This window comes from Aeromonas sp. QDB20 (assembly GCF_027707805.1).
Classification (GTDB): domain Bacteria; phylum Pseudomonadota; class Gammaproteobacteria; order Enterobacterales; family Aeromonadaceae; genus Aeromonas; species Aeromonas dhakensis.
Window position 1 is genome coordinate 14,569 of sequence record NZ_JAPCJC010000029.1, and the last position, 22,051, is coordinate 36,619.

20 protein-coding genes are annotated in these 22,051 nt (G+C 64.3%); 12 read left to right on the forward strand and 8 right to left on the reverse strand.

Annotated features, from left to right (window positions below; genetic code table 11):
• Positions 1-25: 25 nt before the first annotated feature.
• Complete coding sequence (locus tag PG897_RS20895) at positions 26-358, reverse strand: hypothetical protein (protein WP_378003515.1); 333 nt, start codon at positions 356-358, stop codon at positions 26-28.
• Between the two features lie 33 nt (positions 359-391).
• Positions 392-670 (reverse strand): hypothetical protein, encoded by a 279-nt coding sequence (locus tag PG897_RS20900; RefSeq protein WP_017780241.1) that lies wholly within the window; start codon positions 668-670, stop codon positions 392-394.
• A 274-nt stretch (positions 671-944) separates the two neighbouring features.
• Between PG897_RS20900 and PG897_RS20905 the strand changes: the two genes are divergently transcribed.
• Entirely contained in the window at positions 945-1,949 is a 1,005-nt protein-coding gene (locus PG897_RS20905; protein ID WP_162518947.1) for a Preprotein translocase subunit SecY, read from the forward strand.
• A 49-nt stretch (positions 1,950-1,998) separates the two neighbouring features.
• Here the strand turns inward: PG897_RS20905 and PG897_RS20910 are convergent, their stop codons facing one another.
• Complete coding sequence (locus tag PG897_RS20910) at positions 1,999-2,166, reverse strand: hypothetical protein (protein ID WP_005308905.1); 168 nt, start codon at positions 2,164-2,166, stop codon at positions 1,999-2,001.
• A gap of 56 nt (positions 2,167-2,222) precedes the next feature.
• On the opposite strand from PG897_RS20910, the gene PG897_RS20915 reads away from it, so the two are divergent.
• The 4 genes from PG897_RS20915 to gshA are packed head-to-tail and all read left to right on the forward strand — an operon-like array spanning position 2,223 to position 8,122.
• Positions 2,223-3,197, forward strand: coding sequence for an NADP-dependent oxidoreductase (locus PG897_RS20915; RefSeq protein WP_201882805.1), 975 nt, complete (start codon positions 2,223-2,225; stop codon positions 3,195-3,197).
• Entirely contained in the window at positions 3,194-3,631 is a 438-nt protein-coding gene (locus PG897_RS20920; RefSeq protein ID WP_017785611.1) for a YqaA family protein, read from the forward strand. Before PG897_RS20915 ends, PG897_RS20920 begins: the two co-directional genes overlap by 4 nt.
• A 19-nt stretch (positions 3,632-3,650) precedes the next feature.
• A complete protein-coding gene (locus PG897_RS20925) occupies positions 3,651-6,464 on the forward strand; it encodes a M16 family metallopeptidase (RefSeq protein ID WP_042051407.1) in 2,814 nt (937 codons plus the stop codon).
• A gap of 59 nt (positions 6,465-6,523) precedes the next feature.
• Entirely contained in the window at positions 6,524-8,122 is a 1,599-nt protein-coding gene (gene gshA, locus PG897_RS20930) for a glutamate--cysteine ligase (protein WP_201882804.1), read from the forward strand.
• Positions 8,123-8,200: 78 nt separating this feature from the next.
• Here gshA and PG897_RS20935 read toward each other — a convergent pair whose 3' ends face one another.
• Entirely contained in the window at positions 8,201-9,991 is a 1,791-nt protein-coding gene (locus tag PG897_RS20935) for an AMP-dependent synthetase/ligase (protein WP_043169209.1), read from the reverse strand.
• Between the two features lie 185 nt (positions 9,992-10,176).
• On the opposite strand from PG897_RS20935, the gene PG897_RS20940 reads away from it, so the two are divergent.
• The gene (locus PG897_RS20940) at positions 10,177-10,722 is read left to right on the forward strand and encodes a hypothetical protein (protein WP_043169207.1); all 546 of its coding nucleotides are present in this window, start codon (positions 10,177-10,179) and stop codon (positions 10,720-10,722) included.
• A 23-nt stretch (positions 10,723-10,745) separates the two neighbouring features.
• On the opposite strand, the gene rimI is transcribed toward PG897_RS20940, so the two are convergent.
• On the reverse strand, positions 10,746-11,195 hold the full coding sequence (gene rimI / locus PG897_RS20945) for a ribosomal protein S18-alanine N-acetyltransferase (RefSeq protein WP_043169204.1): 450 nt from the start codon (positions 11,193-11,195) through the stop codon (positions 10,746-10,748).
• Positions 11,196-11,249: 54 nt separating this feature from the next.
• The gene (locus tag PG897_RS20950) at positions 11,250-11,729 is read right to left on the reverse strand and encodes a DNA polymerase III subunit psi (RefSeq protein ID WP_043169201.1); all 480 of its coding nucleotides are present in this window, start codon (positions 11,727-11,729) and stop codon (positions 11,250-11,252) included.
• Positions 11,730-11,967: 238 nt separating this feature from the next.
• Here PG897_RS20950 and PG897_RS20955 point away from each other — a divergent pair, with 238 nt between their 5' ends.
• Positions 11,968-13,575 carry an ATPase RavA domain-containing protein gene (locus PG897_RS20955; RefSeq protein ID WP_026140972.1) on the forward strand — a complete coding sequence of 536 codons (1,608 nt, stop codon included), beginning with the start codon at positions 11,968-11,970 and terminating at the stop codon, positions 13,573-13,575.
• Positions 13,576-13,627: 52 nt separating this feature from the next.
• Positions 13,628-15,082, forward strand: a complete 1,455-nt coding sequence (gene viaA, locus PG897_RS20960) for an ATPase RavA stimulator ViaA (protein WP_043169198.1) — start codon at positions 13,628-13,630, stop codon at positions 15,080-15,082.
• On the opposite strand, the gene PG897_RS20965 is transcribed toward viaA, so the two are convergent.
• Complete coding sequence (locus PG897_RS20965; protein WP_017787534.1) at positions 15,029-15,952, reverse strand: DMT family transporter; 924 nt, start codon at positions 15,950-15,952, stop codon at positions 15,029-15,031. The genes viaA and PG897_RS20965 overlap by 54 nt on opposite strands.
• Before the next feature lie 137 nt (positions 15,953-16,089).
• On the opposite strand from PG897_RS20965, the gene PG897_RS20970 reads away from it, so the two are divergent.
• Positions 16,090-16,542 carry an Lrp/AsnC family transcriptional regulator gene (locus tag PG897_RS20970; protein WP_043169196.1) on the forward strand — a complete coding sequence of 151 codons (453 nt, stop codon included), beginning with the start codon at positions 16,090-16,092 and terminating at the stop codon, positions 16,540-16,542.
• A 6-nt stretch (positions 16,543-16,548) separates the two neighbouring features.
• Here the strand turns inward: PG897_RS20970 and PG897_RS20975 are convergent, their stop codons facing one another.
• The gene (locus PG897_RS20975) at positions 16,549-17,553 is read right to left on the reverse strand and encodes a sensor domain-containing diguanylate cyclase (protein ID WP_043169195.1); all 1,005 of its coding nucleotides are present in this window, start codon (positions 17,551-17,553) and stop codon (positions 16,549-16,551) included.
• A 223-nt stretch (positions 17,554-17,776) separates the two neighbouring features.
• On the opposite strand from PG897_RS20975, the gene PG897_RS20980 reads away from it, so the two are divergent.
• The 3 genes from PG897_RS20980 to PG897_RS20990 all read left to right on the forward strand — a co-directional run bounded on the left by PG897_RS20980 (position 17,777) and on the right by PG897_RS20990 (position 21,976).
• The gene (locus PG897_RS20980; protein ID WP_043169193.1) at positions 17,777-19,639 is read left to right on the forward strand and encodes a diguanylate cyclase; all 1,863 of its coding nucleotides are present in this window, start codon (positions 17,777-17,779) and stop codon (positions 19,637-19,639) included.
• 241 nt (positions 19,640-19,880) lie between these two features.
• Positions 19,881-21,470: a peptide chain release factor 3 gene (gene prfC, locus PG897_RS20985; protein WP_085947086.1), complete on the forward strand. Its 1,590-nt coding sequence runs from the start codon at positions 19,881-19,883 to the stop codon at positions 21,468-21,470.
• 167 nt (positions 21,471-21,637) lie between these two features.
• Complete coding sequence (locus tag PG897_RS20990) at positions 21,638-21,976, forward strand: nuclear transport factor 2 family protein (RefSeq protein WP_005308945.1); 339 nt, start codon at positions 21,638-21,640, stop codon at positions 21,974-21,976.
• Positions 21,977-22,051 lie beyond the last annotated feature (75 nt).

A 22,051-nucleotide genomic window follows, 5' to 3' on the forward strand; every position in this document is an offset into this window, starting at 1 on the left:
TTGTTCATGCACGCCGGCAGTCAGATCAGTGCTTCTTGTTGCCGTGCCCCTTGTCCTTCTCTTTGAACTTGTCATGTCCCTGCCCCGGGTTGTTGCCGCTATGGATGCTGCGGTTGTAGTGATCCCGGTACTTGCCGTCGATCTTGTCGCAGTTGAGCTTGATGCGGCTGTCGCCGATGCCGAGATCCAGGCAGTTGTGCTGCCACCAGTCGTACTCCTTGTCATCCCAGTCGACGTTCAGCTTGATGTTGTCGGTGGAGAGCCGGATGCCATCGCCGTCCTTGGAGTGGGGCGGGGCGGCAAAGGCAACCCCGTTGGCCAACAGCAGGGAGAGCAGCAGGACGCCTTTGTTGAACATGGTTGAATGAGTCATGACGAAAGTTCTCCTTGGTTACTGGCCGGTGCCCTGGGTGGCGGGCATCTGGTTGCTGCCGGGGGGATCATTGCGGTGCTCTTCATCGTCGAAGCTGACCCTGCTTTCCCGGCATGGCGTCTGGGTGCCATCGTTCACTCCCGGCTCGAAGCAGTTGGTCGATGACCAGCCAAATTGCTTGTCATCCCAGTCCAGGTTGAAGGTTAGTGCATCGACGGAAAATGCCGTACCACCTTCCTCCTCATACTGCGGTGCTGCCAGCGCGGCGCCGGCAACCAGAAGCAGGGGCAGTAACAAGCTAGTCGTTCGATTCATTGTGGCCTCGGTGGTTGGTTGTTGCGGGTCAGTGTATGCCAGTCTTGCTGAATCCGGGCAGAATCAGGCTCAATCTCCCATGCTACGAGAGTCGGCAGTGAGTGTATCGACTTTTTGCTGCCGATTTGTCCGTTTTGGTCGCACTCTGGGCAGCTGACCAAGGATCTGGTGCAATTATGGTGATTGTCCTTCTCTCGAGGAGCCTGCTGACTATAATCGGCAGCCAACTTTTCCTGCATATCGCGCCCGCTTTCTCATGACCACACAGGCTTCTGCCGTGCTGCGCTACCCCAAGGGGTGGTTCGCACTGACCACGGTGTACAGTTTTACCGGCTTGGCCATTCTGGCCTCCATTGTCTTCTCCCTGCTGCTGTTTCTCTCCATCGACGAGAACCCCCTGATGAAGTGGCTGTTCGGTGGCCTTGCCATCATCTTCGAACTGGGCAAGTTCTACGTCTGGTATGAATACGGGGAGTGCAAGGCGCGTCGCGATCTGAGCGGGGCCTTCTGGTCGCTGCTGTTCTACAGCGTGCTGGCCGCCATCTCCATCGGCGGCAGCATAGGCGGCATCAACAGCGCCACCAACACCATCCTCAACCAGCAGGCGCGTCATGAGCGGGAGATCGCCCGCTTCGACGAGCAGATCGCCAGCATAGAGCGGCAGATCCAGCTCAACGAGGAGGCGGCCCGCAAGTACATCGAGATGGCGCGCATCTCCAGCGGCGTGAGCGGCCTGCAGCAGGCCAACACCAAGCTCAGGCTGCGCCAGGACGAGCTGCGCCAGGAGCGCGACGCCAAGCCCGTCAACGAGCAATCCTCCATGCTGGGGCTGATGAGCAGCCTGGCGGACGGGGTGGGCATGAGCATCAGCCAGGTGCAGTTTCTGCTGGTCTGCTTCCTCTCGGTGCTGCTCGATGTGTTCGGCGCCTTCTTCGTCAGTCTGATCGGCGAGGAGAACCGCTTTCGCCGCAGCTGGCTGTGGCAGCGGGACCGCGAGCGGGAACAGATCGTGCTGCAGCAGGCGGAGGCCGCTGCCATGGCACAGCAGCTGCCCGGCCGGCCGGAGCCTGAGCCAGAGGTGGTGGAACAGGTGCGCAGCGCGCTGGAGAGCGGCGAGCTCAAGTGCAGCAAGCGCAGTGTCGCCCAGGCGCTGTCGCTGTCGCTGGAGGAAGTGGACCGGGTGTTCCAGCATCTGCTGGCCCAGGGCGTGCTGGGGCAGGGCAGCAACCGCCACTACCATCTCAGCTCGCAGGGGAGTTGATCATCAGGCCACCGCAGGGTGGCCTTTTTATTGCCGCACGGGGGCTGTGCTAGTGGGTCAGTACCATCATCAGGCTGAGGAAGGCGGCCAGCCCGCCGCCGATGCCGATGATCCAGTAAAACCCCTTGGCCCCCTGCTTGAGCGGGATGCGGAAGTAGAGCAGAAACGCCCACCACCCCAGGGCCAGCAACAGAGGAATAAGAAACATTCGAGCCATGGTGTCCTCGCTGTTATTCTGTTGACCCTTGATCAATCAACAGGATGGATTGTGCAATGACGCAGCTACAGATTACCGCATTCGGCGCCCCCTCGGTACTCAGGCCCAACCCTTCCCAGGACAAGGTGCCTGCCGAGGGCGAAGTGCGGGTGCGCATCTGCTTTGCGGGGGTCAACCCCATCGATGCCAAGACCCGGGCCGGCCTCGGCTGGGCGGCGGCGCAAAACAAGGAGAAGCTGCCCTGGACGCCGGGCTATGACGTGGCCGGCGTGGTCGAGAAGGTCGGCCCTGGTGTCGACTCGCTGGCCGAGGGGGACAGGGTATGCGGCATGGTGGGCTTTCCCCTCACCGCCGGCGGCTACTGCGAGTCCGTGGTGGCCCGCGAGGAGGAGCTGGTCAAGCTGGAGGAGCTGGCTCTGAGGCAGGGGGCGGCGCTGCCGCTGGCCGGCCTCACCGCCTGGCAGGGGCTGTTCGAACACGGCGCCCTCAAGGCGGGGCAACGGGTGCTGATCCTGGCCGGGGCCGGCGGCGTCGGCCATCTGGCTGTGCAGTTTGCCAGCGCCTATGGCGCCGAGGTGGTGGCGACGGCGAGCGGTGACAACCACAGCTTCCTGCACGCGCTGGGGGCCAGCAAGATGGTGGATTACCACGATGCAGACTGGGCCGCCCAGGTGGTGGCCGACGGTCCGGTCGATCTGGTGCTGGATCTGGTGGGTGGCGAGAGCGGCAAGGCGGCGCTGGCCTGCGTCAAGCCGGGCGGCCGGCTGGTGACGGTACCCACCATCACCGCCCAGCAGATCAAGGATGCCGCGGCCGGCAGCGCCATCGAGGTGCTCGGCATGCTGGTGCATCCTGACCGTCAGCAGTTGAGCCAGATGCTGATCCTGCTGCGTCAGGGGGAGGTGCAGATCACCGTCTCCGGCGAATTCCCGCTGGCGGAAGGGGTCCTGGCCCATCAGGCCATCGAGCAGGGCCACGTGCGCGGCAAGCTGCTGCTGCGCATGCCCGCCGCGGATGAGCTGGCCGGATGAACGGCATCACCGAGCTGGGGCTCGGCTGGCTGTTTCTGAGCGCCTTCACCTCCGCCACCCTGCTGCCCGGCAGCTCGGAAGTGCTGCTGGGGGCCATGGCGACCAAGGGGGAGTGGAGCATGGCCAGCCTGCTGCTGTGGGCGACGCTGGGCAATACCCTCGGCTCCATGACCACCTGGTGGCTCGGCTGGCTCGCCACCTTCAAGAAAAAACCGGAAGATTTTCAAGGCCGTGGGGAACAAAAAGCCCTCGGTTGGCTCAAACAACATGGCCACTGGTGTCTGCTGCTGGCCTGGACGCCTGTGGTCGGCGATGGTCTCTGTCTGCTGGCCGGCTGGCTGCGCCTCTCCTTCTGGCGCTCTCTCATTCTCATCGGGCTCGGCAAATTGTTGCGTTATGCCCTGGTCTTTCTGCTGGCCAGGCAGATCTTCTAGCTTCACTCACGAGGTAACCGTGAACAAACTCATTCCATTAAGCATGCTTCTGGGCCTCTCTCTGCCCGTGCTGGCGGCACCCACCCTGGTGTCGGAACAGGTCAAGGAAGAGGGCAAACTCGGCATTCCCTATCAGATGTACAAGCTGGACAACGGCCTGACCGTCATTCTGGCGCCCGACCGATCCGATCCTCTGGTGCACCTGGACGTCACCTATCACGTGGGCTCGGCCCGCGAGCAGGTGGGCAAGTCCGGGTTCGCCCACTTCTTCGAGCACATGATGTTCCAGGGCTCCAAGCACGTGGGGGATCAGGAGCACATGCGGATCATCAACGAGGCCGGTGGCGACATGAACGGCACCACCAACAAGGACCGCACCAACTACTACGAGACCGTGCCGGCCAACCAGCTGGAGAAGGTGCTGTGGCTGGAGGCCGATCGCATGGGCTTCTTGCTCGATGCGGTGAGCCAGAAGAAGTTCGAAATCCAGCGCGCCACCGTCAAGAACGAGCGGGCCCAGCGCATCGACAACCAGCCTTACGGTCTGGTGAGCGAGAAGGTGGGCGAGGCGCTCTATCCGCGCACCCACCCTTACTCCTGGCAGCCCATCGGCTATGTGGAGGATCTCGACCGGGTCGACGTCAACGACCTCAAGCAGTTCTTCCTGCGCTGGTACGGCCCCAACAACGCCACCCTCACCTTGGGCGGCGACTTCGACACCAAGCAGGCGCTGGCCTGGATTGAGAAGTACTTCGGCCCGATCCCGCGTGGACCCGAGGTGGCCGAGCCGACCCCCGAGCCGGTGACTCTGCCCGAGACCCGCTACGTGACGCTCGAGGACAAGGTGCACCTGCCGCTGCTCTACATCAGCTACCCGACCGTGTCCCTTGGCGATCCGCAGGAGCCGGCCCTCGACATGTTCGCCGACGTGCTGGGCGGCTCCGCCAGCTCCATGCTCTACCAGTCGCTGGTCAAGAGCGGCAAGGCGATCGATGTGGGGGCCTCCCACTACTGCGAGGAGCTGGCCTGCACCCTGACCGTCTACGCCTATCCCAACCCGGCGGTGGATGGCAGCCTGAAGACCCTCAAGAGCGAGGTGGACAAGGTGATCGGCGAGTTCGCCGGTCGCGGCCTCAAGCCGGAGGATCTGGAGAAGGCGATCAACAGCTATCGTGCCTCGGCCATCTGGGGCCTGGACAGCGTCTCCGGCAAGGTGAGCCAGCTCGCCATGGGCCAGGTGTTCGCCCAGGATCCCAACTATGTGTTCAAGAGCCTGGACGCCATCGGCAAGGTGACGCCGGAGCAGGTCAAGGCTGCCTACGACAAGTTCATCCTGAACAAGCCGGCGGTGGTGCTGAGCGTGGTGCCCAAAGGCAAGAACGACTGGCAGGCCGCCAAGCCCAACTTCACCCCGGCCAAGCGCGAGCTGCCGGATTACGCCAAGCATGACAAGGTGCTGGCCGAACGGCCGGTGAAAGATGACTTCGATCGCAGCGTGCAGCCCAAGGCGGCCGATGCTGTGAGCGTCAAGGTGCCCGCCATCTGGCACGGCAAGCTCGACAAGGGGATCGAGATCATCGGCACCCAGAGCGACGAGATCCCCGCCGTCTCCATCATGGTGGCGCTGCCGGGTGGCATGCGGGCCGAAGGCAAGGGCGAGCTGGGGCTGGCCAGCCTCACCGCCAGCATGATGGGGCAGGGCTCGGTGCGTCTGACCGAGGCCCAGCTCAGCGACGAGCTGCAAAAGCTCGGCTCCAGCGTCAGCGTCTCCAGCGCCCAGTACAACAACCTGGTCACCATCAGCAGCCTGGCCGACAAGCTGCCGCAGACCCTGGCGCTGGTGCGCGAGGTGTATGAGCGGCCAGGCATGCGCGAGGCCGACTTCGAGCGGGTCAAGGCGCAGATGCTGCAAGGGATGAAGCAGAGCGAGCAGCAGCCCGAGTGGCTGGCCGGTCAGGCCTTCCGCGAGCTGATCTACGGCAAGCAGAACCGTCTCGGTCAGCCGGGTGACGGCGTGCTGGCCGACGTGGAGAAGCTGACCCTGGCGGACGTGAAGCGCTTCTACCAGAACTACTACAACCCGACCAACGCCAAGGTGGTAGTGGTGGGTGACGTGACCCAGTCCCAGGTGGAGGATCAACTCGGCTTCCTGACCCAGTGGAAGGGGGCTGCGCCCTCCCTTGGCAGCCTCAAGCCCGAAGGCGAGCAGGCCAAGCCGGGTATCTATCTGGTGGACAAGCCGGGGGCACCCCAGTCGGTGATCCGTATCGGCCGCCGCGCCATGCCGTTCGATACCACGGGTGACTACTTCACCGCCGGGCTGATGAACTTCAACCTGGGCGGCAACTTCAACAGCCGTATCAACCTCAACCTGCGGGAAGACAAGGGCTATACCTATGGGGCCAGCTCGGGCTTCTCCGCCAACCGGGAGGTGGGTACCTTCGCCACCGGCGCCAACGTGCGGGCCGATGCGACCGTGGATGCCATCCGCCAGTTCCTCAAGGAGATGGACAACTACCGCAAGAGCGGCCCGACCCCGGTCGAGCTCGCCTACATGCGCAGCGCCGTCTCCCAGCAGGATGCGCTCTCTTACGAGACGCTTGGTCAGAAGGCGGGCTTCCTGCTGCAGATGATCATGTATGACCTGAAGCCGGACTATGTGCAGGCCCAGAACAACCTGATCAAGACGGTGTCGGCCGAGACGCTCAAGGCCAGTGCGGCACGCTGGCTTGACCCGGCCGAGATGGTGATTGTGGTGGTGGGGGACAAGCAAAAGCTTGAAAAACCCCTGCAGGAGCTTCATCTTCCCATCTATCCGCTACAGCTGCCCTGAGGGCGCTACATAAAAATAGTGCCGCCCCCCTGTGGGGCGGCCACACATGAGCCGTGAATATGACTACGACAAGCTTGTCACTCACCGAGTTGTTGACCGCCCTGGGTTCGCCGGAACGGCTGACCGCCCTCAAGGGGATCCGGCGCGGGATCGAACGTGAATGTCTGCGCATCACCCCACAGGGGACCCTGGCCCAGACCGATCACCCCAGAAGTCTGGGCTCGGCGCTGACCCATGCCAACATCACCACCGACTACTCGGAGAGCCTGCTGGAGTTCATCACGCCGGCCACCGACTCCATCGACAGCCTGCTGGAACAGCTTGGCGACATCCACCGTCACACCATTCATCACCTGGGGGATGAGCGGATCTGGCCGCTCTCCATGCCCTGCTTCGTCGGCGACGAGGAGAACATCCGGCTGGCCCAGTACGGCAGCTCCAACATCGGCCGGATGAAGACCCTCTACCGGCAGGGGCTGAAGAACCGCTACGGCAGCCTGATGCAGGTGATCGCCGGGGTGCACTTCAACTTCTCCATGCCGGACAGCTTCTGGTGCGAGTGGCAGGAGCTGGTGTGCGAGGGGTGCTGCAGCCAGCGCTTCATCTCCGACAAGTACATGGGGCTTATCCGCAACGTCTACCGCTTCGGCTGGCTGGTGCCCTACCTGTTCGGTGCCTCGCCAGCCATCTGCGAATCCTTCCTCAAGGGGCGCAAGAGCAACCTGCCGTTCCAGAAGACCGGCAAGGGGACCCTCTACCTGCCTTATGCCACCGCCCTGCGGCTGTCGGATCTGGGTTACACCAACAGCGCCCAGGCGGGGCTCAAGATCAGCCACGACAACCTGCCGGCCTATGTGAGCAGCCTGCGCCGCGCCATCAACACCCATGATCCCGACTTCGCCAGGATCGGCGTCAAGGTGAACGGTGAGTACCGCCAGCTCAACGACAACGTGCTGCAGCTGGAGAACGAGCTGTACGCGCCGATCCGGCCCAAGCGCACCCCGCGCAGCGGCGAGAAGCCGTCCGACGCGCTGGAGCAGCGTGGCATCGAATACATCGAGCTGCGCACCGTGGACGTGAACCCCTTCACCCCGTACGGCATCGAGGTGGATCAGATCCGCTTCTTCGACCTGTTCCTGGTGTGGTGCCTGCTGCGCCCGTCCCCTGTGCTGGGTGACGAGGAGATCGCCCGCAATCGCCGCAACCAGACCAAGGTGGTGCTGGAGGGGCGCCGTCCCGGCCTCGAGCTGGAGGACGAGCAGGGCAACCTCATCGGCCTCAAGGAGTTCGGCCTCAAGCTGTTCGACGAGCTGGCCGAGGTTGCCGCGCTGCTGGATCGCTGCTGCGGCCGCAACCGCTACCGCGAGACGTTGGCGATGCATCGCGAGAAGCTGCTCAATCCCGAGCTCACCTACTCCGCCCGCCTGCTCAAGCAGCTGCTGGAGAGCGGCAAGGACAACGGCGCCTTCGCCGACGAGCTGGCGAGCCGCTACCGGGAAGAGATGCTGGCTGGCGAGCTGCAGTACTGGGACGAAGCCTATTTTGCCGGCGAGGCACGGGAGTCCCTGGCCAAGCAGCGGGAGCGGGAGCGCAGCGACAGCCTGTCGTTCGACGACTTCCTGGCCGACTACTTCGGAACCAGCAAGACCCCGGCCTGATGGCAGGCAATAAAAAGCCGCTCTTGAAGCGGCTTTTTTATTTCCGAAAATCCGGGCGGTAATCAGACGTGGTTGTACTCAGACATGGTTATACATGGCCTCGATCTCGCTCTGGTACTTGGATTCGATGATCTTGCGGCGCAGTTTCATGGTGGGGGTCAGCTCACCCAGCTCCATGGAGAAGGCGCTCGGCAGCAGGGTGAACTTCTTCACCTGCTCGAACTTGGCCAGCTCTTTTTGCAGATCCTGGATGCGCGTCTCGAAGAACTCCACCACCTTGGAGTGGCGCAGCAGTTCGGTCTTGCACTGGTACTGCAGGTTGATGGAGCGGGCGTACTCCTCCAGCGACTCGAAGCAGGGCACGATCAGCGCCGAGACGAAGTGGCGGGCATCGGCGACGATGGCGATCTGTTCGATGAAGCGATCCTTACCGAGGGTCCCCTCCACCAGTTGCGGTGCCACGTACTTGCCGTTGGAGGTCTTCATCAGCTCCTTGAGGCGTTCGGTGAAGTAGATGTTGCCTTCGCCGTCGAGCTCGCCGGCATCGCCGGTGCGCAGGAAGCCATCCTCGGTCATCACCTCGGCGGTGGCCTCGGGCTTGTTGTAGTAGCCGCGCATCACGGTGGGGGAGCGCACCAGCAGCTCGTTGTTCTCACCCAGCTTCACCTCGATGCCGCTGAGCGCCGTGCCGATGGAGCCCAGCTTGAACTGGCTGTCTTCGTAGCAGCAGACGGTGGCGGTGGTCTCGGTCATGCCGTAACCGTACTTGAGGTTGAGCCCCATGGCCTGGAAGAAGAAGTTCACCTCGTCGGCGAGGCGGGCGCCGGCCACCGGCAGGAAGCGGGTGCGGCCGCCGAAACGGGCGCGCAGCTTGCGAAACACCAGCCGCTCGGCGAGCCAGAGCTGGCCGTAGAGCAGGGGGGAGGCGGCTTTGCCCGCCTGGCGGGTGGCGACCATCTGCTTGCCGACCCGGGTGGCCCAGCCGAACAGGGCCTGGCGCAGGCGCGGGGCCTGGGCGACGCGAGCCTGGATCATGGCGTAGGCCTTCTCGTAGAGGCGCGGTACGGCGCACATCACGGTCGGCTGCACCTCGCCGATGACATCCATCACCTTCTGCGGATCGCGGATGTAGACGTTCTCGGCGCCGCAATAGAGCACGTAGTAGGTCCAGGCGCGCTCGAACACGTGGCTGAGCGGCAGCATGCAGAGCGACACGTCCTGCTCGTTCAGATCGAGGCGGCTGTTGTGCATCTCGAAGCAGGCGGCGATGTTGGCGAAATCGAGCATCACCCCCTTGGGCTCGCCGGTGGTGCCCGAGGTGTAGATCAGGGTCAGCAGATCGTCCATCCGGTACTGGCCCTCGCGCTCGCGCAGTGCCTGTTCGCTGGGCTGGTGGTTGCCGGAGACCAGAAACGTCTGGAAGTGGCTCGCCTGCGGGCAACCGCGCAGGTTGACACTGCCGTCGAGGGCGATGAGCTGCTGGATCTCGCCGCTTTCAATGAGCTGCAGCGCCTGGTCGAACTGGGGCTGTTCACCGACGAACAGCACCTTGATGCCGGCATCTTTGACGATGTAGCGCAGCTGATCGAGCGTGCTGGTGGGGTAGATGGGGACGCTGACGCCGCGAGCGGCCAGGATGCCGAGATCGGCCTGGGTCCACTCCGGCATGTTGCGGGCATAGATGCCGACCATCTCGGTAGGCTGGTGGCCGGCGCGGATCAGCGCCTGGGCGCAGTAGTCCATGGCCTGCCCCAGGGTACGCCAGCCGATGGCACGCCACTGGCCATCCTGTTGTACGCGCAGGGCGGCCTTGTTGCCAAGCCGGGCGATACGTTCCCGCATCAGTCGAACCAGGTGGTGTTTCGGCATCAGTCAGACATCCTCAAGTAACAGTTGTACGCCCTAAGGGGCACTGAAAAATCGCGCTGGAGTTTAAACTCTAAGATTACAGCTTACAAGTGTTCGCCATTTGTCTTGGATCACAAAGTCGTCAATTAGGGGCGCTTGAGGCATGATGGTGGCTGACGTGTGGAGCCATTCAGGGAGGGAGCATAATGAGTGTCGGTATCAAGGGGGTGGTGACCGGGGTATTGCTGTTGCTGGCGGGGGCCGGCGGGCTCTGGTTTACGCTGGGAGGCACGGGTAGCGAGGAGGACAACCCCTGGCTGAGCGGCGCCGAAGGCTACGCCCAGGCGCAGCAGCTGGCCCTGCAGAAGGGCTATCCGCTGCTCTACGTGATCGAGCGCGCCAAATGCCGGCGTTGCAAGCTGCTGGATACCACCCTGTGGCAGACAGAGGAGATGGCGCCTGTGCTGGCCCGGCTGGTCAAGGTGCGCCTCAACCCGAATGCCGGGGATGGCAGCGAGCAGATACTGCGCCGCTTCCCGCAGGTGGCGACCCCGCCCGGCATCTATGTGCAGCAGCCGGGCGAGCCGCTCAAGCCCATCAAGATAGTGGTGGATATCCAGCAGATCTGGATGCCCGGGGTGACCTGGCAGCGCGGCTTCTTCATGCCGCTCTCCGCCGCAGGCTTCGAGGCGGTGCTGCACACCACCCAAAGCCTGCAGGATCCGGCCCTCGACAACGCGCCGCTGCTCTAGTGCTGCAGATGTAGCGTGGCGGCTTAGCCGAAGTCGAACAGGCGGGACATCAGCACGGCATCTTCCCGATCCTGACCGGTGCCGTAGTAGTCGGCGCGCCGGCAGTACTCGGCAAACCCCTCGCTCTCGTAGAGGCTGATGGCGGTGCTGTTGCCGGCCCGCACCTCGAGGAACCAGGCCTCGGCCTGGTTGGCCTTGCTGCGGGTGAGGTACTCCCTGAGCAGCGCCCGCCCCAGCCCCTTGCCCTGAAAGTCGGGGTGCACGCAGATGTTCATCAGCGAGCTGTCGCCTGCCACCAGATCCGAGATGTAGAAGCCGGCCGGCTGGCCGTCGACCAGCAGCAGGCCGTTGAGATAGCGTGGCCCGAAGCAGGAGAGCAGATTGGCCTGGCTCCAGGGCTCCTTGTGGGCAGCCTGTTCTATGGGGTAGACGAGCTCGAAGTCGGTCTCGAGCAGGGGACGAAATTGCACCATGGTGGCTCCGGGTCGGGGCGGCTGAACGAAGAGAGAGGCAGGGCGCCCGGCTGGTCAGCCGAGGCGCCCCTTGAGCTGCTGCCACAGGGCCCGTTTCTGGGCCGGGCTGGGGGTGAGCGGGCAGATCAGAGCCTCTGGCCAGGCGGGATCGGCCGCCTCCAGCCAGAGCAGGGGAGGGGTGTGGCCGGCGGGCAGGCTGCTCAGCAGGCTGACCTCGTCGCTGCCGATGCCGAGCAGCTGGCAGAGATCCGCCAGCAGACCGGGGGCCGGCAGCCGGCTCGCCAGGATCCAGAGCTTGCCGCTCGGCGGCTCGCTCGGCACGGCCGGGGCGGGGGCCGCCTCCTGCAGATTTGCCTGGGGCTCATTGGCCGGTGCGGGCGCAGCCTGATGGCCCGCCAGCAGGGCCGGCCGGCGCAGTTGCCAGCTAGGGATGCCCATCCGGGCCAGTAGGTGTTGCCGCAGGCGACCGGATGCCTGGTCTGGTTGCGCGGGGACGGGTTCCCGCGCTGTGGTCAGCTGCACTGGATCTTGCATGGGCGATGACTCAGTCTTGATCTGCATTGATGAAAAAAGCTCTGCGCAGGGTACACTCGAACGCGTTTTGCTGCATCTTTTGCGGTATGTTTTAGCCAGGAGAGGCGCTCCGGCGCCCGGCAACCGACCGGTGCGAGCCAGAGGCGACCTCCCGACAATACAACAAGCAGGACAGGGAACCTTCGATCGCGTCGCGGGTGTGCCGGTTCCAGACAACCCCAGTATCGGAAGTGCGCCTATGCCACCTTTAGCATCACAGAATCTTCGTCTCGCCCCCATTCACGAACGGCTGCCACGCCTGCTGTCGGCCCTCGGCGAGGGGCTTTACGAGCGCCAGGATGCCCTGCGGCTTGGTCTGCTGGCTGCCCTGTCCGGTGAGAGCGTGTTTCTGCTGGGCCCGCCCGGCATCGCCAAGAGCCTGATTGCGCGGCGCCTCAAGCTGGCCTTTCATGAGGCGCGTCACTTCGAGTACCTGATGACCCGTTTCAGCACGCCGGAGGAGGTGTTCGGCCCCCTCTCCATCCAGGCGCTGAAGGAGGACGGCAAGTACCTGCGGCTCACCGCCGGCTACCTGCCGGAGGCCGAGGTGGTGTTTCTCGACGAGATCTGGAAGGCGGGCCCCGCCATCCTCAACACGTTGCTCACCGCCATCAACGAGCGGCAGTTTCGCAACGGCGACAGCCAGCACCCCATCCCAATGCGGCTGCTGGTGACCGCCTCCAACGAGCTGCCGGCCCCCGACAGCGGGCTGGAGGCGCTTTACGACCGCATGCTGGTGCGGATCTGGATGGACCGGGTGCAGGAGAAGGCCAACTTCCAGGCCATGCTGGCCAGCGATGGTCAGTCCCATCAGAATCTGCCGCCCTCGGTGCAGATCCACGGCGACGAGTATCTGGAGTGGCAGGAGCAGATCGACCGGGTCCGGCTGCCGGACGACTGCTTCGAGCTCATCTATCAGTTGCGCCAGCAGCTCGACAGCCAGCTGGCCCACAGCTGTTACGTGTCGGATCGGCGCTGGAAGAAGGCCGTGCGGCTGATCAAGGCGAGCGCGTTTTTCAACGGCCGCGACGAGGTGGCCCCGCTCGATCTGCTGCTGTTCAAGGATTGCCTCTGGCATGACGAGGCCTCGCGCACCGCCCTGCTGGAGATGATGACCGAATTCTCCCGCCTCTACGGCTATCAGCAGCTGACCATGACCCGTCAGCTGATGGGGCTGCGGGACAAGTTCAAGCAGCTCAAACAGAGCGTGGCCCAGCGCCTGTGTTGCAAGGCCAGAAAGCGCCAGCAGTGGTTCGGGCGCCGCGCCCGCGGCATCCAGATCCCGCTGGCCAATGCCCGCCCGTTTGGCAAGCTGGTGCACTTCCATCTGCTCACCCCGGCGGCGCTGGATGGCGACGATCCGGAGCGGCTGGTGGAGACGCTGGTGTTCGACCGCACCCTGCTCTCCCACTGGCACCCCACCGGCGAGTCGCTGGTGGGCTGGCCGCTCGGCAACCCCAAGGAGGGCCACTACGAGCTGGTGCTGGACGACGAGCTGCGCCTGCACGTGCTGGATCTGCAACGCCAGCAGATCCCGCTGGTACTGGTGGAGCGTACCCCCATTCCCGAGGTGGTGATCACCCCCTGGCAGGCGGCCCTGACCGAGCTGCTGGCAGAAGCCGGCGTGCTGGCGCAGGAGCTCAAGCGCCAGCGCAACCTGTTCGAGCGCCATCAGCAGCACCTCTTCATCGGTCGTCACTGGTTGCAGCAGGTGGAGGACAGCTTCTTCGTGCTGAACCGGGATCTGGATCAGCTGCGCACCGACATCAGCCAGTGGCACGACCGGCTGCCGCAGCTGGACGCCTGAGTCATGGCGAGCGCGAAGGGGGCGGTCGTGAGCCAGGCCAGCGGAGGTCGCCATGCTTGAGATCGGCATGATGGATCTGGGGCTGCTTATGGGCGAGGGGGAGCTGGCGGGCGAGATGGCGCTCTTGCTGGCCTCCACCCCCAAGATCTCCGAGTTCATCAAACGCTCCCCGCTGCAGGGCAAATTGCTGCAAAAGCGCATCCGCCGCTGGAGCGATCAGCTGGGGGAGGAGATGCGCCACAAGCCGGTGCCGGTGGCGCTGGAGCAGGAGTATCGCCTCTATCAGGCCCACAAGGGGTTGCCGCTGGCCGAGCTGATGGGGCGCCTGCCGGCCCTGCTGGACGGGCTTGAGCAGTACAGCCCCTTCGCCGGCGAGGCGCGCAGCCTGGTGCGCCAGCTGATGGCTCACCCCACCGACAGCCAGCGCCAGCTGCTGATCGAGAAGTGGCGCACCAGCCTGGTGGGCAGCCTGCTGCAGCTGCAGCAGCAGATCGCCGAGGCGGAGCGGGAGAAGCAGCGCCAGGAGATCGAAGATCAGCTGCTGGCGAGCCGTACCCTGGCTGATGCGCTGGACCCCAACCAGATCTCCGCCGGCGGGCTCTGGGATCTGGCGCAGGGCAGCTGGCACAAGCGCAGCCTGGTGCTGGTCAAGCAGTACGCCCGCATGTTGCAGCGCGAGCCGCTGCTGGCTGAGATCGCCAACCTGCTGGGGCGCAGCGAGCAGGACAACCGGGCCAACGACTCGCCGGTACCGCCGGTGCAGGTGCACGAGCTGGAAGAGGTGCAGACCGACGACGTGCCGGACGATCTGGTGGGCATCCACCCGGCCAGCGACCTGATGCGGCTCTTGCCGAGCGAGGCGGTGATGCTGGCGCTGCCGGAGCTGGAGCTAGAGTTCTACCGCCGCTATCTGGAGCGGCGCCTGCTCAGCTACCAGTCGCGCGGCACCCTGCCACGCCAGCGCATCATGCTGCGCACCCCTGAGCTTGGCGGGCGGCAGCTGCAGCAGCGGGGGCCCTTCATCGTCTGCATCGACACCTCGGGCTCCATGGGGGGCTACCCGGAGGAGTGCGCCAAGGCGCTGTTTCTGGCGCTGCTCAAGGTGGCGATGGACGAGAAGCGGGGCTGCTACCTGATGCTCTTCTCCACCGAGGTGGCGACCCTGGAGATCACCGCCGACACAGGGCTCGACAAGGCGGAGCGCTTCCTCTCCATGAGTTTTCACGGCGGCACCGATCTGGTGCCCTGCCTCGAGAAGGCCCTGATCAAGCTGGATGACCCCACCTTTGCCAGAGCGGACGTACTGGTGGTCTCCGACTTTATCGCCCAGAGCCTGCCTCACAGCCTACTGGATCGGATGAACCGCCAGCGCAAGCAGCAGACCCGCTTCCACGCGGTGGCCATGTCCCGCCACGCCAAACCGGCGCTGCTGCGGGTGTTCGACAACAGCTGGCTACTCGACTGCGGCCTGCGCGGTCGCCTGTTGCGCCGCTGGCAGCGCAGCTGAAACCCGCCGTGCCGGCAGACTGGCCAGCACCACCCCGACACACAAGAGGCCAAGCGCCAGCCACACCGGCGGCGTGACGCTCTCCCCCAGCAGCCACCAGGCCAGCATGGCCGCCATCACGGGCGTGAGCGAGCCCAGCGCCGAGCTGACCTCAGCGCCCAGGGTGCGGATGGCGTGGGCGTAACAGAGTGCCGCCAGCAAGCCGGCGCCTATCCCTTGCAGCAGACCCTGCCAGAGCCAGACGCTGGCATGGCTCACGGTGGGCAAGGGGCTCCACAGGAGCGTCGGCAGCAGCAACAGGGCCGACGGCACCGCCACCAGCGCGGCCGCATCCAGAGCCGCCAGTCCGCTGCGTCTGACCGCCAGGGTAAACAGGGCCCACAGCAGGGCCGCCCCCAGAAAGCAGAGCTGTCCCTGCCATAATCCCGGTTCTCCGCCCAGCAATAGGATGGCGGTGGCCAGGGCGATGAGGGCGAGCCCCCAGCACCGCTGCAGGGGGCAGGGGGCGCGCCACAACAGCAGGCCCAGCAGGCTGACCATGAGGGGCACAGTGCCCGGGATCAGGGCGCTGCCCTGGGCCACCGGGGCCAGCTGCATGCCGGTGGCGCCGAGCCAGAAGAAGGGCAGGCCGGCTCCCGCCAGCATGGCCAGCTGCCAGCGCAGGGGCGTGCGGCGCAGACGGATGCGGTGACGCCAGTAATAGGGGAGCAGCAGCAGGGCCGGGATACCGAAGCGCAGCAGCGCCAGCGCCTGTGGCGGCAGTTTCTCCTCGGCGCCCAGGCGCAGGGAGAGAAAGAAACCGGACCAGAGCAGCACGGTGGCGAGGGCGGCGGCCCAGCCGCTGCAACGGGGTAATTGTGCGAATGACATCGGGCTCCCTCCATGGCGTGTCCCGGCTCATTATCACGCCAGGGGGGAGGGTGTTGCAGGGCAAATTGTTTGAGATATTCGGGGGTAATTGCTAGTTTCAGCCAATCCAAAAGGGATTTTTACCGGATATCACCAAGATGCTCGACAGGATTGATTTACATCTGCTGCGCTTGCTGCAACAGGATGGGCGCCTCACGACCGTGGAGCTGGCGGAGCAGGTAGGCTTGTCCGCCTCCCCCTGTGCCCGGCGCCTGAAGCGGCTGGAGGGGGAGGGCCATATACGGGGGTATCGCGCCGTGCTGGCGCGGGAGAAGCTCGGGCTTGGCATCACCATCTTCGTCAACGTGCGGCTCAGTCAGCACAGGGAGCCGCTGGTGGAGGCCTTCGAGCAGGCGGTGGCGGCCATGGCGGAGGTGATCAGCTGTCACACCGTCTCCGGCAACTACGACTACCTGCTGGAGGTGGTGGTGCCCGACCTGCCCGCCTATGAGCAATGGATCCGGCGGTTGCAGTCCCAGGACATGGTCAACGACATCAGCAGCCACTTCGCCATTCGGGCGGTCAAGGTGATGGGGCCGCTGCCCATCTGACCCTGTTCAGGGGCAGGGCTGGTGACCGAGCCCGCGCTCGTTGACCTGCTCCTGATCCAGCAGCGGCTGGCCGCTCGGCCGGGCGACATGAAAGCCCCGCTTGCCGCCGCGCTTGACCCGATACATGGCCTGATCGGCCCGGGCCAGCGCCGTGCTGAAATCATCCTGCGGCCGGATTGCCGCAATTCCCATGCTCAAGCCCACCGAGGCGTCGCCGTTGGGCAGCTCGAACGGGGTGGCGATGGCGTCGATGCACTGGCTGGCCAGCTGGCTGGTGCGGGGATCGTCGCTGGCCCAGGGCAGCAGCAGTACGAATTCGTCGCCGCCGAGCCGGCCTATCTTCACCCCCTCCTCGCAACAGGCGCGCAGCCGACGGGTGAGGGCGATCAGCAGCTCGTCGCCGGCGCGGTGGCCCAGGTTGTCGTTGACCTGCTTGAAGTCGTCCAGATCGATGAAGCAGATGGCTTTGAAACCCTGGTTGAACTTGCGTTGCAGGGCGGTGCGGTTGGCAAGGCCGGTGAGGGGATCCCGGTGGGCTAGCCGGGCAAGCTGCTGCTCGTACTCCTTCTCGTGGGTGATGTCGATGTGGGTGCCCATCACCCGAACGGGGTTGCCCTGTGCGTCCCGCTCTACCACCCGGCCCCGGTCCAGCACCCAGGTGGTCTTGCCGTCCTTGGCGATCATCCGGTGCATCACCTGATAAAACGGGCTCTTGCCGCTCAGGTGATCGAAGAAGGCCTGCAGCACCCGCTCCCTGTCTTCCGGATGCAGATGCTCGCGCCAGACGTCGAAGTGGGCCGACAGCTCCTTGGGCTGGTAGCCGAGCATGGAACCCCAGCGCCGGTTGAAGATGATGAGCTTACCGGTGGGGACGTGATTCTGCCAGATGCACAGGCCGGTGCCGTCCATGGCGGCTTCCAGCTTCTCCCGTGCATCGTCGGCGACCCGCCTGAGCCGTTCGTTCTCCTGCAGCAGCTTGTCGTAGGCCGCCTGCAGCTCCTGATGTGTCATCAACCTGCGCTTCCCTGTGTTGGATGGCGCCTATAGTCGATGCTGATTTTCCATCTGTAAAGGGGCGCGTTCGGTCAGCGTGAGAGCCTGCCGGAACTGGCCTATCTCCTCTCTTTTTCCATGGTTGCTGTGTGTTGCTGCAAGGCGAGATATGATGGGGGGAGTGAGCATATTCGTGTACTAGCACCACCTGAGGGGAAACCGAACCGGCATGAAACGCATCATGACCCTGATCCTGCTGACGGGATTGTGTACGCCCCTCGCCTGGGCGGCCCGGGCGCCGCTGACCGAGCCCCAGCTCTCCCGCGAGTTGCAGCTGCTGGAGGAGGGGTTCCAGCCCGATCGCATGTTCCGGCTGCGCATCGCCGCCCTGGTGGCGAGCAAGGAAGCCTATCCCCCCGACGTGCAGGGGCGCATCGTGCGGCTGCAGTGCTGGGCCATGCCTTCCGAGTGGGACGACGAGTACCGTGCCGTGGTGGACTTTGCCGACAGTGAGCTGGCCGGTGCCCGGGCCCGCAAGGACAGGATCACCGAGACAGGTCTGCTGGCCTGCCGCGCCTTTCATCAGCAGATGCTCGGCAATATGGAGCAGGCCAAGGAGGACTACCAGCAGGCGCTGGTGCTGGCCCGCCGGCTCGGCGATCGGGTGCAGGAGGCGGACATCCTCAGCTTGCGCGGCGACATGTACGCCTATCAGGGGGAGCTGGCGGAGGGGCTGATGGAGCTTATCGAGGCGCACAAGCGCTTCGAGTCGCTGGGGCTGGATGGCAAGGCGCGGGAGGTGCTGGCCCAGATCGCCAACGCCTATCGGCGGATGGGGCTCTATGAGCGGGCCGAGGGGTATTTCGAAGAGCTGGCTCATGACTACAGCGCCCTGCGTGCCCAGGAGCCGCTGGTGAGGATCCGCTCCCAGCAGGGGCTGCTCTACTCCGAGATGGGGGAGTATGACCGGGCGCTACCGCTGATGAAGATGGCCGAGCAGTTCTATCGTTCTCAGCAGAAAGAGGGGCTGCTGGCCTGGGTCCGGATCGAGATCGCCACCATACTGCTCAATCAGGGCAAGGTGACCGAGGCGGTGAGCAAGTTGCGCCAGGCGGATGCCATTTTGCAGGGGCGCGAGAGCTCCGACAGCGTGACCCTGGGTCACTGGCAACTGGTGATGGGGATGGCGGAGGCGGCGCAGGGCAACCCGACCAAGGCGCTCTACTATCTGGCCCACGCCGAACCCATCTTCGTCAAGGAGAAGAACCAGCGCTTCCTGGCGCGGGTTTACGAGGTGCGGGCGCGGATCCTGGAGCAGCAGGGGCAGATCAGCGCCGCCCTCAGCAACCTCAAGCTGTTTGTCGAGACCAAGCACTCGCTGGAACGGGTGCTCAGGGAGCAGCGCTCGTTGCAGATGCGCTTCGAGTTCGACCTGGCCCGCAAGGAGCTGGAGAACCAGGCCCTCAAGACCAAGCAGCTGCTGCAGGAGGCCAAGCTCAAGCAGCTGCAGGAGCGGCGCCACTGGCAGTACGTGGTGGTGGCCCTGCTGTTGCTGGTGATGGGCATGCTGGCGCTGCACCAGTTCAATCGCTCCCGCCAGATGCGCCGGCTCGCCATGACCGACGATCTGACCGGGCTGCACAACCGCCGCCAGATCCAGAACAAGGGCCAGAACTGGTTCAGACAGGCGCGGGAGCAGGGCAAGCCCTTCTCGGTGCTGCTGCTGGACATCGATCACTTCAAGCTGGTCAATGACCAGCTGGGCCACCACGTGGGGGATCTGGTGCTGGCCGCCGTGGCCAAGTGCATCGCCGCCCAGCTGCGTTCGCTGGACAGAGTGGGGCGCAACGGCGGCGAAGAGTTTCTGGTGCTGCTGCCCGATACCTGTCTGGACGAGGCGATGGAAGTGGCGGAGCGGATCCGTCATCGCGTCTCCCAGCTGCGTATCGAGGGGATGCCGGAGGGGCGTTTTGTCAACGTCAGCATCGGTTGTGCCCAGCAAGGCCCTCTCGACGAGAGCCTGGGGGGGCTGGTGCAGCGGGCCGACGAGGCCATGTACCGGGCCAAGCAGGCGGGCCGTAACCAGGTGATGCGGGCCGAATAGGGTGCACCACCCTGCAAAGCCGGGCTGGGTATTTTTCACTCGCGCGGGTATAATGTCGCGCAATTTTGCTTTGGCTCAGGTGAGAAGACCCATGTAACGCAACCCTCTTCCTCTCTCCACCGGCGGATCTGATGCCCGCTCGAGTGGCCCGTTGCGTATCCATGCCGGACCGTGAGTCAATGCGGCATCCCGGAATTATTCCCACGGTGGCCAAGGCCGCCGCCCAATAGAAGAACGTTGAATTATGTCAGCTGAATTTCTGAGTGAAGTCTCCAAGAGACGCACTTTTGCGATCATCTCGCACCCGGATGCGGGTAAAACCACCATCACCGAAAAGGTCCTGCTGTTCGGACAGGCCATTCAGCGCGCCGGTACCGTCAAGGGCCGTGGCTCGGGTCAGCACGCCAAATCCGACTGGATGGAGATGGAGAAGCAGCGTGGTATCTCCATCACCACCTCGGTGATGCAGTTCCCCTATGCCGACTGCCTGGTCAACCTGCTCGATACCCCGGGTCACGAGGACTTCTCCGAAGATACCTACCGTACCCTGACGGCGGTCGACTGCTGCCTGATGGTCATCGACGCCGCCAAGGGTGTTGAAGACCGGACCCGCAAGCTGATGGAAGTGACCCGGCTGCGGGACACCCCCATCCTCACCTTCATGAACAAGCTGGACCGCGAAGTGCGCGATCCCATGGAGGTCATGGACGAGGTGGAGCGTGAGCTCAACATCATGTGCGCCCCCATCACCTGGCCCATCGGTTGCGGCAAATCCTTCAAGGGTGTCTATCACCTCTACAAGGACGAGACCTATCTCTATCAGAGCGGTCAGGGCCACACCATCCAGGAGAAGCGGGTGGTCAAGGGGCTGAACAACCCCGAGCTGGACGCGGCTATCGGCGACGATCTGGCAGCCCAGCTGCGCGGTGAACTGGAGCTGGTGCAGGGCGCCTCCCCCGAGTTCGATCACGACGCCTTCATCGCCGGCGAGATGACCCCGGTCTTCTTCGGTACCGCACTCGGCAACTTCGGTGTCGACCACATGCTGGACGGCCTGACCGACTGGGCGCCGGCCCCCATGCCGCGCAAGGCCGAGAGCCGCGAAGTGGTGGCGACCGAGGAGAAGTTCTCCGGTTTCGTGTTCAAGATTCAGGCAAACATGGATCCGAAACACCGCGACCGTATCGCTTTTATGCGCATCGTCTCCGGCACCTACTCCAAGGGCATGAAGATGCGCCACGTGCGCATCGGCAAGGACGTGAACATCTCCGATGCCGTGACCTTCATGGCCGGTGACCGGGAGCAGGCGGAAGACGCCTTCGCCGGCGACATCATCGGTCTGCACAACCACGGCACCATCCAGATCGGCGACACCTTCACCCAGGGTGAGGATCTGAAGTTCACCGGCATCCCGAACTTCGCGCCGGAACTGTTCCGCCGCATCCGCCTGCGCGATCCGCTCAAGCAGAAGCAGCTGCTCAAGGGGCTGGTGCAGCTCTCCGAAGAGGGGGCGGTGCAGGTGTTCCGTCCGCTCATCAGTAACGATCTCATCGTTGGTGCGGTCGGTGTGCTGCAGTTCGACGTGGTAGTGTCGCGCCTCAAGAGCGAGTACAACGTCGAGGCCATCTACGAGGCGGTCAACGTCGCCACCGCCCGCTGGGTGGAAGGGACCGACGTCAAGAAGTTCGAGGAGTTCAAGCGCAAGAACGAGGTCAACCTGGCGCTGGATGGCGGTGACAACCTCACCTACATCGCGCCGACCATGGTCAACCTGCGCCTGGCCCAGGAGCGTCACGCCGACGTCCAGTTCCGCCAGACCCGCGAGCACTGACAAGGGCTTGCCGACAGGCAGACAAGATAAATCGAGACCCCGCTTCGGCGGGGTCTCTTTTTGGATGGCGAACAGGACTCGGAGGTGGGGAGCGCCGCCGTCACCCGTCGACAAGGGGAGCAATGCCACCTATAAAGGAGGCTCACACATGATTCAGGGAGGGATACATGTCGGTCGAACTGCCCGTCGAGGCACAATTTAACGCTTACAACGCCCACGATCTCGAGGCCTTCCTGGCCTGCTTCTCCGATGCGTTCAAGGGGTACCGGATGCCGACGGAGAGCCCGAGCACTGTGGGCAAGGAGGCGCTCAGCGCCTTCTATGCCGAACATCGCTTCAACAACCCGGCCCTGCGGGCCGAGCTGCTGGCGCGCACCGTCATCGGCAACAAGGTGTTTGATCACGAGTTGATTTATGGACTCTCCCCCGAGCCCATCGAAAGCATGGCGGTGTTCGAGGTGGAGGCCGGCCTTATCAAAACGGCCTGGTTCTATTTTCCTTCCTGACCCCAATAGTCAGTTGTTTACCATATGGTGCCAATATACGGCCCCTCTTCGCCACGAAGATTCCAGCATGAACAG